Raw genomic sequence first — 12,102 nt, forward strand, 5'->3', positions numbered from 1 at the left:
GGCCCAAGGGCGTCATGGTGCCTCACCGCACCGCCGCCAACTTCTTCGCGGCCATGGATGACCGCCTGGGCACCTCTCCCGGCACGTGGCTCGCCGTCACCTCCATCTCCTTCGACATCTCCGTCCTGGAGCTGCTCTGGACGCTCTGCCGAGGCTTCCACGTCGTCCTCCATGACGAGCGCGCCGCCTCTCGCCTTGGCACCGCGCTGACGCTGCCCGAGGTCCTCCGCCGCCACCCCGTCTCCCATCTCCAGTGCACGCCGTCCTTCGCTCGCGCCAGGGTGCTCGCCGCGGACTCCGTCGCCGCGCTCTCCTCCCTCCGCTACCTCCTCGTCGGCGGTGAGGCCCTCCCCGGCCCTCTCGCATCCCAGCTTCGCGCCGCGCTCCCTCGCTCCACCCTGCTCAACATGTACGGCCCGACGGAGACCACCGTCTGGTCCTCGTCTCACCCGTCCTCGCTCTCCGACGAAGGGGCTTCCACCCTTTCCATCGGGACGCCTCTCGCCAACAACCGTCTCTTCGTCCTCGACGCCTCCGGTCAGCCCTGCCCCATCGGCTCGCCCGGCGAGCTCTTCATCGCTGGTGAGGGTGTCGTGCGCGGCTACTTCGGCCGCCCCGACCTCACCGCCGAGCGCTTCCTCCCCGACGCCTTCTCCGGCATCCCTGGCGCGCGCCTCTACCGCACCGGTGACCTTGCTCGCTGGCGCCCCGACGGCTCGCTCGACTTCCTCGGCCGCGCCGACTTCCAGGTGAAGCTGCGCGGCTTCCGCATCGAACTGGGCGAAGTCGAAGCCGTCCTCTCACGCCACACCTCCGTCCTCCAGGCCGTCGCGGGCGTCCACCTCGATGCCTCCGGTGATGGACGCCTCGTCGCCTGGCTCGTCCCCCAGGCCGGCGTCTCGCTCGACGCCTCCGCCCTCCGCGACTTCGCCCAACGGCACCTGCCCGAGCACATGGTGCCGGCCCTCTTCGTCGCCCTGCCCGCGCTGCCGCTCACTCCCAATGGCAAGGTCGACCGCAAGGCCCTCCCCGCGCCGCAGAGCCGGGGTCCACAGCCCGCCGTCGCCGACGACTCCGAGCCGCGGACGCCCCAGGAGAAGGTCCTCGCCGCCATCTGGTCCGACGCCCTGCGCGTGCCGCGCGTCACGCGCCATGACAACTTCTTCGCGCTGGGTGGCGACTCCATCGTCTCCATCCAGATTGTCTCCCGCGCACGCAACGCGGGCGTCCAGCTCACCACCCAGCAGCTCTTCCAACACCCGACGCTGGAAGCCCTGGCCCGAGTGGTACAGCTCCAGGGCGGCGCCTGGGCCGAGCAGTCGGACGCCGCGCTGCTCGCGCTCACCCTGCGCGCGTCGGCGGACTCGACGGGTCCTGAGTCCACGGATGTCGTCCTGAGCCGGTTGAAGCAGGCCATCGCCGACCGTCTCGTCACAGCGGGCACTCCGGTGGAGGACCTCTATCCGTTGTCGCCCTTGCAGCAGGGCATGCTCTTCCACACCCTCGCGGCGCCGGGCTCCGGCGTCTACGTCACCCAGTTGACGTGGACCTTCGGTGACGCCCTGGACCTGGGTGCGTTCCGGCGCACCTGGGAGGCTGTCATCCAGCGACAGCCCCTGCTGCGCACGTCCTTCCTCACGGGTGGCTCACAGGAGCCCCTTCAGCTCGTCCACCCCGGTGCTGCCCTGCCCTGGGAGGAACTCGACTGGCGCGGAGTGGAGGAAGCAGAGCAGCAGTCCCGCTTCCAGGCCCTCCTCTCCGAGGACCGCGCTCGTGGGTTCGACCTGCGCACGCCACCGCTGCTGCGACTGACGGTCATCCGCACCGATGAGCACGCCTGGCGCGCTCTCGGGACCATGCATCACATGCTGATGGATGGCTGGAGCATGGGCCTCCTCTTCCAGGACCTCTTCGCCACCTACGAGCAGGTTCGCGCGGGACTGGTGTGGATCCGGCGTGAAGCGACGACCTTCCGCGACTACATCACCTGGCTCGAACGCCAGCCGATGGAGCCCGCGGAGCGCTACTGGCGAAAGACGCTGCGTGGCTTCACCGCGCCCACGCCCCTGCCGGGTGCGCTTCCCCGAAGCCCGGACTCGGTGCTCCAGCGTCAGCGACTCCAGCTCCACCTTCCCGCGCAGACCACCACCGACCTCCAGGCCTTCGTCCGCCAGCACCACCTCACCCTCAATGCACTGGTCCAGGCCGCGTGGACGCTGGTGCTCTCACGTCACACCGGTGAGAAGGACATCCTCTTCGGCGCCACCACCTCAGGTCGCTCCGCCGATGTCTCCGGCATCGACCGCGCCATCGGGCTCTTCATCAACACCGTGCCCGTCCGCGTCTTCGTCGACGACGACACCACCACGCTCTCCTGGCTCCAGCAGCTCCACACCCAGCAACTGGAACTGCGCCAGTTCGAGCACACGTCCCTCGTGCGGCTGCACGGGTGGAGCGACGTGCCGCGTGGCACGCCCCTCTTCGAATCCCTCTTCATCGTCGAGAACTTCCCTGTCGATGCCGCCGTCAACACGGCCGGAGAAGCGCTGGGCATCCGCGACTTCACCATCCTCGACCAGACGGACACGCCGCTGGAGGCGTACGTCATTCCCGGGGACTCGCTGGAGCTGCGTCTCTTGTTCGACGCCGCGCGCTTCGAGCCATCCATCCCCGAGCGCCTCCTGCACCACTGGGGCGTGGCGCTCCAGGCGCTGATGGCTGCCCCGGAGGCACGCATCGCCTCCATCTCCCTGCTGACGGGAGAGGAACTCGAGCAGGTCCTTCTCTCCTTCAACAGCAAGGCCCTCCCCGCGCCGGCTCGGGGCGATTCTGTCCTTCGTTACACCGCGCCGCGCTCACGGACGGAGGAGCAGCTCGCGCGGTTGTTCGAGCAGGTGCTGGACGTGGCGCACGTCGGGGCCGAGGACAGCTTCTTCGCGCTCGGCGGCCACTCCCTGCTCGCCACGCAGATCGTCTCACGCATCCACTCCGTGCTGGGGGTGGAGCTCCCGCTGCGCGTCCTCTTCGAGTCGCCCACCGTCGCGCAGCTCGCACGCCGGCTCGAGTCCTCGACTCATGCGGTGGAGCGCCACTCCCCGCCGCTTCAGCCCGTCTCTCGCTCGGGCGAGCTGCCCCTGTCCTTCGCCCAGCAGCGCCTGTGGTTCCTCGACAAGCTGGAGCCGGACAGCCCGTTCTACAACATGCCCGTGGGTCTCCGGCTGGAAGGGACACTCGACGTCCCCGCGCTGGAGCACGCCTTCACCGAGTTGGTGCGCCGCCACGAGGTGCTCCGCACCACCTTCCGCGAGGGTCCACTTCAAATCATCCATCCAGCGGCCCCGGTTCCGCTGCTTCGCGTGGACCTCTCCGCGCTCCCCGTCGATGAAGGTGAAGCGGAAGCCCGGCGCCTTGCTCGCGAAGAGGCGCGGCGTCCCTTCGACCTCACTCGTGGGCCGCTGCTGCGCGCCACGCTGCTCCGTCTTTCCGAGTCGCGGCACGTCCTGCTGCTCACCCTGCATCACATCGTCTCGGACGGCTGGTCCGTCGATGTGCTGGTTCGCGAGTCCGCCGCGCTCTATGCCGCGTTCCGCGCGGGACACACCTCTCCGCTGCCCGAGCTGTCCATCCAGTACGCGGACTACGCTGCGTGGCAGCGCGGCTGGCTCCAGGGCGAGGCGCTCGACGCGCAGCTCTCCTGGTGGCGGGAGCACCTCCAGGGTGCGCCCCGCTTCCTCGAACTCCCCACGGACTTCCCCCGGCCCGCCATCCAGGGCTTCCAGGGCGCCACCCTCACCCGCACGCTGCCTCGCGCGCTGGCAACGGCGCTCCAGGCACTCTCTCTCCGTGAGGGCACCACCCTCTTCATGGCGCTGCTGGCCGGCTTCGACCTCGTCCTCTCGCGGTACTCGGGGCAGGCGGACATCGTCGTCGGCACGGACATCGCCAACCGCAACCGCGTGGAGACGGAGGGCCTCATCGGCTTCTTCGTGAACCAACTCGCCCTGCGCGCGCGAACCACGCCGGGGATGACCTTCCGCGAGCTGCTCGCCCAGGTGCGCGACGTCACGCTGGGCGCCCACTCGCACCAGGACCTGCCGTTCGAGGAGCTGGTCAAGGCCCTCAACCCCGAGCGCAGCCTCGGCCATACGCCCCTGTTCCAGGTGAAGCTGGTGCTGCAGAACCAGCCTGCCGCTGCGCTGGAGGTGCCCGGCCTCACGCTGCGCCCCGAGTTCTCGGAGTCCGGCACCTCGCGCCTGGACCTCACCCTCGCCATCGTCGAGACGGAGGCCGGGCTGGAGTGCACCTGCGAGTACCGCACGGACCTCTTCGAGGCCGCCACCATCGATGGGCTCGTGCGTCACCTCGGCGTGGTGCTGGAGGCCGCGGCGGCGAACCCCGGCACGCCCATCTCCGACCTGCCCCTCATGGCCCAGGCGGAGCAGCGCCAGCTCCTGGTCGACTGGAACGCATCCGCGCGCGACTTCCCGCGTGACGTCGGCGCGCACCAGCTCTTCCAGGCGCAGGCCACTCGCACCCCGGACGCCATCGCCGTGCGCTTCGAGGGCCAGCAGCTGTCCTACGCGCGGCTCGACGCCCGCGCCAACCAGCTCGCGCACCACCTGCGGGGCCTCGGCGTCCGCGAGGATGTGCCCGTCGCCCTCTGCGTGGAGCGCTCGCTCGACACCGCCGTCGCCATCCTCGGCATCCTCAAGGCGGGCGGAGCCTACGTCCCGCTCGACCCCAGCTATCCCGTCGAGCGCCTCACCTTCATGCTGCGCGACTGCGCGGCGCCCGTCCTCGTTACGACCGAGGCCATCGCCGACGACCTCCCGGCGGGGAGCGAGCAGTTCGTCCTGCTCGACGCCGAGGCGGGCCTCATCGCCGCACAGCCCACCCACGCGCCCGAGTCCGCCACCACCGCCGACAACCTCGCGTACATCATCTACACCTCCGGCAGCACCGGCAGGCCCAAGGGCACGCTCCTGCAGCACCGGGGCCTGTGCAACACGGCCCTCCAGACAGGCCGTGCCATGGGGCTCGGCACTGGAAGCCGCGTCCTCCAGTTCTTCTCCGCTGGCTTCGATGCATCGGTCTGGGAGTTCTTCGGCGCGTTGCTCTCGGGTGCCACCCTCGTGCTGGCGCCGCGTGAGCGACTCCTGCCCGGAGCACCCCTGCGTGCGCTGGCCCGGGATGAGTCCATCACCGCGGTGACGCTCACCCCCTCGGTCCTCGCGCAACTGTCGCCCGAGGACTTCCCTTCGTTGGAGACGCTCGTCTCCGCGGGCGAGGCGTGCACGCCGGAGCTGGTGCGTCGCTGGGCACCGCACGTGCGCTTCCTCAACGCGTACGGCCCCACCGAAACCACCGTCTGCGCGTCCATCACCGAGCCGCTGACGGCCGGACAGGTCCTCACCATCGGTCGCCCCTGGGCCAACCTCCAGGTGTACGTACTGGACGCTTCGCTGCGCCCACAGCCCGTCGGCGTACCCGGCGAGCTGTGCGTGGGTGGCGTCGGTCTGGCGCGAGGCTACCTGGGACAGCCCGCGCTCACCGCCGAGCGCTTCATCCCGGATGCGCTCACCGGAGTGCCCGGGGCGCGGCTCTACCGCACCGGAGACCGGGCGCGGTGGCGAGCCGATGGAACGCTCGAATACCTGGGCCGCCTCGACTCGCAGGTGAAGCTGCGCGGCTTCCGCATCGAGCTGGGTGAGGTCGAGTCCGTCCTCTCTCGGCTCCCCTCCGTGCGCGAGGCCGTCGCCGTCGTGCGCGAGGATGCTCCCGGCCTCACCCGACTGGTGGCCTACGTCGTGGCCGAGGAGGACGAGTCGGTCGACCCGGCCTCGCTGCGCGCGGCGCTCAAGGAGCGGCTGCCCGAGCACATGGTGCCCTCCGCCATCGCCGTCCTGCCCGCGCTGCCGCTCACGGCCCACGGGAAGGTGGACCGCAACGCCCTGCCTCCGCCCGAAGGCACGGGCGAGACCGAGGTCCGGGAGTACGTCGCGCCCCGAGGTGAGACGGAGTCGCGGCTCGCCACGCTGTGGCAGGAGTTGCTGCACGTCGAGCGCGTCGGCGTCCATGACGACTTCTTCGAGCTGGGCGGCCACTCACTGCTGGCCACCCAGGCCCTTTCGCGCGTGCAGGTCGCCTTCGGAGTCGAGCTGCCCCTGCGCGAGCTCTTCGAGGCCCCCACCGTGGCGCGGCTGGCCCTGAGGCTGGACACGCTGGCCCAGGCCGGCGCGAGCACCCTCAAAGCCCCCGCGCTGACTCCCGCGCCGCGCACGGGAGACCTGCCGTTGTCCTTCGCCCAGCAGCGGCTGTGGTTCATCGACCAGCTCGAACCCGGCAGCTCGCTCTACAACATCCCTACGGCCCTGGAGCTGGAGGGGCCGCTAGAGGTCCCCGCGCTGGAGCGCGCCTTCACCGAGCTGCAACGGCGCCACGAGTCCCTGCGCACCACCTTCGGCGCAGTGGACGGAAAGGCCATCCAGCGCATCCACCCGGCCGCGCCGTTCCCGTTGCCCGTGGTGGGGCTGGAGTCGCTCGCGCCCGAGGAGCGGGACCGCGAGATGCGGCGGTTGACGTCGGAAGAGGCCCTGCGCCCGTTCGACCTCGCACGCGGCCCGTTGCTGCGCGCCACGCTGTTGCGGCGGGCCACGACTTCGCACGTGCTGCTCGTCACCTTGCACCACGGCGTCGCCGACGCGTGGTCCATGAGCGTCCTCGTGCGCGAGCTGGTCGCCCTGTACGCGGCCTTCCGCGAGGGCCTTCCGTCTCCCCTGTCGGAGCTGGCCGTGCAGTACGCGGACTTCGCCGTGTGGCAGCGCGGTTGGTTGCGAGACGCGGCCCTGGAGGAGCAACTCGCGTGGTGGCGTGACGCACTGGCCGGCGCGCCCCCCTTGTTGGAGCTGCCCACCGACAGGCCCCGTGCCGCACTGGCCTCACGCGAGGCGGCGCTCCACCCTGTCTCCCTCGGAGCCGAGCTGTCCGAGTCCATCAAGGCGCTCTCCCAGCGCCATGGCGCCACGCCCTTCATGACGCTGCTGACGGCGTTCCAGCTCCTGCTCGCGCGCTACTCCGGGCAGGACGATGTCGTCGTCGGCTCGCCCATCGCGGGACGCAACCGCGCCGAGACGGAGGACCTCATCGGCTTCTTCGTCAACACCCTGGTGCTGCGCGCCCGGGTGGCCCCGCGCGTGACGTTCTCCGAGCTGCTGACCCAGGTGAAGCACTCCACCCTCGGCGCGTTCGAGCACCAGGACGTGCCCTTCGAGAAGCTCGTGGAGGAGCTGCAGCCTCAGCGCAGCCTCGGCTTCTCTCCGCTCTTCCAGGTCACCTTCTCGCTGCTCAACGCGCCCACCGGCGACCTGGAGCTTCCCGGCCTGAGCCTGCGCCCGCTCACGCCGACGGGGCTGCTCGCCAAGTTCGACCTGGACCTCACCCTCTCCGAGTTCCCCACGGGCTTCGAGGGCGCGCTCCAGTTCTCCACCGCGCTCTTCGACACGGCCACCGCCGCGCGGATGGCGACGCACTTCCTCACCTTGCTCCGCGCCGCCGTGGCCCAGCCGGAGGTGCCTGTCTCCTCCCTGCCGCTCATGGACGCCGCCGAGCGGCAGCGCCTCCTCGTCGAGTGGAACAACACCGGCATCGACTTCCCGCTCGACAGCCCCGTCCATCGACAGGTCTCCGTGTGGGCCGGGCTCATGCCGCACGCCACCGCGGTCATCTCGGACGATGGCACCCTCTCCTTCTCCCAGCTCGAGGCCCGCGCCAGCCGTCTCGCCGCCCGGCTCCTCCAGACAGGTGTCCGTCCGGGCTCCCTCGTCGCCGTCTTCATGGAGCGCTCACTCGAGCTGCCCGTCGCCCTGCTCGCCATCCTCAAGGCGGGCGCCGCGTGGCTCCCGTTGGACCCGGCCTATCCCCGTGAGCGACTGGCCTTCATGCTCCAGGACGCCGCGCCCCCGGTGCTCCTCACCCAGCCCCACCTCCGGGCGACATTGCCCGAGGGCCCCACCGTCATCTCCCTCGACCCGCAGTGGGGCGCGCACGGGGATGACGGCGAGAGACGCTTCGACACCGAGGTGGCCGTGGCTCCCTCCAGCCCGGCGTACCTCATCTACACCTCCGGGTCCTCAGGCCAGCCCAAGGCCACGCTCGTCTCGCATCAGGCCCTCGCCAACCACATGGCGTGGTTGCTCTCCGCCTTCCCGCTCCTGCCCGGCGACAGGGTCCTCCTCAAGACACCGCTCAGCTTCGACGCCTCCGTCTGGGAAATCTGGGCGCCGCTCCTCGCGGGACTTCCCCTGGTCCTCGCTCCCGCCGACGCTCACCGCGACCCGGCCGCGCTCCTGGCCAGTGTCCTGAAACACCGCGTCTCCGTCCTCCAGCTCGTCCCCTCCCTGCTGCGCTTCCTCCTCGACGAGGAAGGGCTCACGAGCGCGGCTTCCCACCTCCGCTTCCTCTTCTGCGGCGGCGAAGCCCTGCCCTCCGAACTCGCGCGCCGCCTCCACGCCACGCTCCCCAGGGCCCTGCTCGTCAACCTCTACGGCCCCACCGAAGTCACCATCGACTCGACGTTCGCCCTCGCCTCACCGTCGGAGTCTCGCGCGGCCATTCCCATCGGCAGGCCGGTCTCCAACACGCGGGCCTACGTCCTCGACGCGCTCCTCGATCCCGTCCCCACGGGGGTCCCGGGCGAGCTGTTCCTCGCCGGTGCCCAGCTCTCGCTCGGCTACCTCCACCGCCCGCACCTCACCGCGGAGCGTTTCATCCCGGACCCGTTCGGCACCGAGCCTGGCGCGCGCATCTACCGCACCGGCGACAAGGTGCGCTGGCTCGCTGACGGCACCCTGGAGTACCTCGGGCGCCTCGACTTCCAGGTGAAGCTGCGCGGCCAGCGCATCGAGCTGGGTGAAGTCGAAGCCGCGCTCCTCGCGCACGCCGACGTTCGTGAAGCCGTCGCGCTGGTTCGCGAGGACTCGCCGGGCAACCAGCACCTCGTGGGCTACGTCGTCGCCAGCGAGACGGTGGACGTCGCGGCCCTGCGCACGTTCCTCCTGGCGCGGCTGCCCGAGTACATGGTGCCCGCCGTCCTGGTACCGCTGGAGGCCCTGCCCCTCACGGCCAACGGCAAGCTCGACCGGAGCGCCCTGCCGGCCCCCGACGCTGTTCTCACCGACACCTACGTCGCGCCTCGCACCGACACCGAGCGCACGCTGGCCGCCCTCATGGCGGAGTTGCTGCGCATCGAGCGCGTCGGCGCCGAGGACTCCTTCTTCGCGCTCGGCGGTCACTCACTGCTCGCTACCCAGCTCGCCTCGCGCATCCGCGCGGCCTTCCAGGTCGAGCTGCCCCTCCGAGCCCTCTTCGAGGCTCCCACTGTCGCGTCCCTCGCGGCGCGCATCGACGCGAGTTCGCGTGGAGGCATCTCGAAGGCGCCTCCCCTGACGCCCATGCCTCGCACCGAGGCCTTGCCGCTGTCCTTCGCACAGCAGCGACTGTGGTTCATCGACCAGCTCGAGCCGGGGAGCTCCCTCTACAACATCCCCATCGCCCTGCGCCTCGAAGGCACCCTGGACGTCGCCGCCCTCGAGCGCGCGGTCTCCGAGGTCGTCGCACGACATGAAGTGCTGCGCACCACCTTCACGGCCTCCGTCGATGGGCAGCCCCTCCAGCGAGTCCGCGCGGCTGCTCCCGTCACCATTCCGTGCATCGACCTCCGTCACCTCGACCCGACCTCCCGTTCCTTCGAGGAGCGGAGCCTTGCCCTGGAGGAGTCCGCTCGCCCGTTCGACCTGACCTCGGACTCCCTCTTCCGCCTCTGCCTCGTCCAACTGGAGGAGCACGCGCACCTGCTGCTCTTCACCGTCCACCACATCGTCTCGGATGGCTGGTCCACCGGGGTGCTGGTGCGCGAGCTGGGCGCGCTCTATGCGGCGCACCTGTCCGGCGTGCCTGCCGCACTGCCTCCTCTGCTCGTGCAGTACGCCGACTTCGCGGCCTGGCAGCGCGGCTGGCTGCGCGACGAGGCGCTGCGCACGGAGCTGGACTTCTGGAAGAAGCACCTCCAGGGGGCTCCGGCGCTGCTGGAGCTGCCCACCGACAGGCCGCGTCCCGCGGTTCAATCGCGCACGGCCTCGTCCCATCCGCTCTCCCTCGGCGCGCGGCTCTCCGAGGCCGTCAAGGCGCTCTCCCAACGTGAAGGCGCCACACCCTTCATGACGTTGCTGGCGGCCTTCCAACTCCTGCTCTCGCGATACTCCGGGCAGGACGACCTCACCGTCGGCTCGCCCATCGCCGGCCGCAACCACGCGGAGACCGAGCCCCTCATCGGCTTCTTCGTCAACACGCTCGTGATCCGCGCGCGCATCGACTCGCGGGCCTCCTTCCGAGTGCTCCTCGCCCAGGTGCGCGCCTCCATGCTGGAGGCGTACGAGCACCAGGACGTGCCCTTCGAGAAGCTCGTCGAGGAGCTGCAGCCCGAGCGCAGCCTGGGCTTCTCTCCCCTGTTCCAGGTCTTCTTCTCGCTCCTGAACACACCCATGGGGGACCTGGAGCTGCCCGGCCTGCGCGTCCTTCCCGTCGACTTCGACAACGCCGTCGCGAAGTTCGACCTCGACCTCTCCCTCAGCGAGACGCCATCGGGCTTCCAGGGCTCGCTCCAGTTCTCCACGGCCCTGTTCGATGCGGCGACCATCTCTCGACTGGCGTCCCACTTCCTCACGCTGCTCCGCGCGGCGGTGGAACAGCCGGATGCCCCCGTCGCGTCCCTTCCGCTCATGGACGAGGCCGAGCAGCACCGCGTCCTCGTGGAGTGGAACAACACACGCGCGGACTTCCCCGCTCACACCACCGTCCACGCCCTCTTCGAGGAGACCGTCGCTCGTTCTCCCGACGCGCTCGCCGTGTCCATGGGCGACGCTCAGCTCACCTTCCGTGAGCTGGACGCACGCGCCAATCAGCTCGCCCACGCGCTGCGCGACCTGGGTGTCGGGCGAGGCTCACGGGTGGGCCTGTACTTCCGCCGCGCACCCGACATGGTCGTGGCCCTCTGGGCAACCCTCAAGGCCGGTGCCGCCTACCTCCCTCTCGACCCGGCCCTGCCCGACTCTCGTATCGCCTTCCTCCTGGACGACACCCACGTCTCCATCGTCCTCACCGAGTCGGTGCTCGCGGACGCGCTGCCCGCGAGCGCGCTCAATGTCCTCCGCGTCGACGACGACTGGGACGTCACGGCGGGCAAGCAGCCCACGACGGCGCCAGCACCCCTGGCCACCGCCGACGACCTCGCCTACCTCATCTACACCTCCGGCAGCACCGGCCTCCCCAAGGGCGTCATGGTGGAGCACCGGGGCGTCGTGAACTACCTCACCTGGGCCCTGCGCGCATACCGCATCGCAGAGGGCTCCGGCTCACCGGTCCACTCGCCTCTCTCCTTCGACCTGACCGTCACCAGCCTCATCGCTCCGCTCATCGCGGGGAGACCCGTGGTGCTCGTTCCCGAAGAGGCGGGCGTGGAGGGGCTGGGTGAAGCCCTGCACGAGGGCAGCGACTTCAGCCTCGTGAAGCTGACTCCCACGCACCTGCAACTGCTCGCCTCCCAGCTCACGCCGGGCGAGGCGGCCGGTCGCACCCGAGCCTTTGTCATCGGTGGAGAGGCCCTGACCGCAGAGGGCGTGGCCTTCTGGCGCAAGCACGCTCCGGACACCCTGCTCATCAACGAATACGGTCCCACGGAGACGGTGGTCGGCTGCAGCGTCCACACCGTGGCCCCTGGAGACGCGACGAGTGGCTCCATCTCCATCGGCCGTCCCATCGCCAACACCCGCCTGTACGTCCTGGATGCCCACCTGCGCCCCGTTCCAGTGGGAGTCGTGGGTGAGCTGTTCATCGGCGGCGCGGGCGTGGCGCGCGGCTACTGGCGGCGTCCCGCGTTGACCGCGGAGCGCTTCATCCCTGATGCCTTCAGCACGCAGCCCGGAGCCCGGATGTACCGGACGGGCGACCGCGTCCGCTGGGGCGCCGACGGACGGCTGGAGTACCTGGGCCGCGCCGACTTCCAGGTGAAGGTGCGTGGCTACCGCATCGAACTGGGAGAGATTGAAT

At 70.4% G+C, this 12,102-nt stretch carries 1 protein-coding gene; it reads left to right on the forward strand.

The window, feature by feature from the left end; all coding sequences use genetic code 11:
* Nucleotides 1–12,102 (forward strand): non-ribosomal peptide synthetase (locus tag HUA74_RS23025; protein ID WP_174456261.1); only part of this gene is annotated, 12,102 nt, incomplete at both ends.

The organism is Myxococcus sp. CA051A (assembly GCF_013336705.1).
Classification (GTDB): Bacteria; Myxococcota; Myxococcia; order Myxococcales; family Myxococcaceae; genus Myxococcus; species Myxococcus llanfairpwllgwyngyllgogerychwyrndrobwllllantysiliogogogochensis.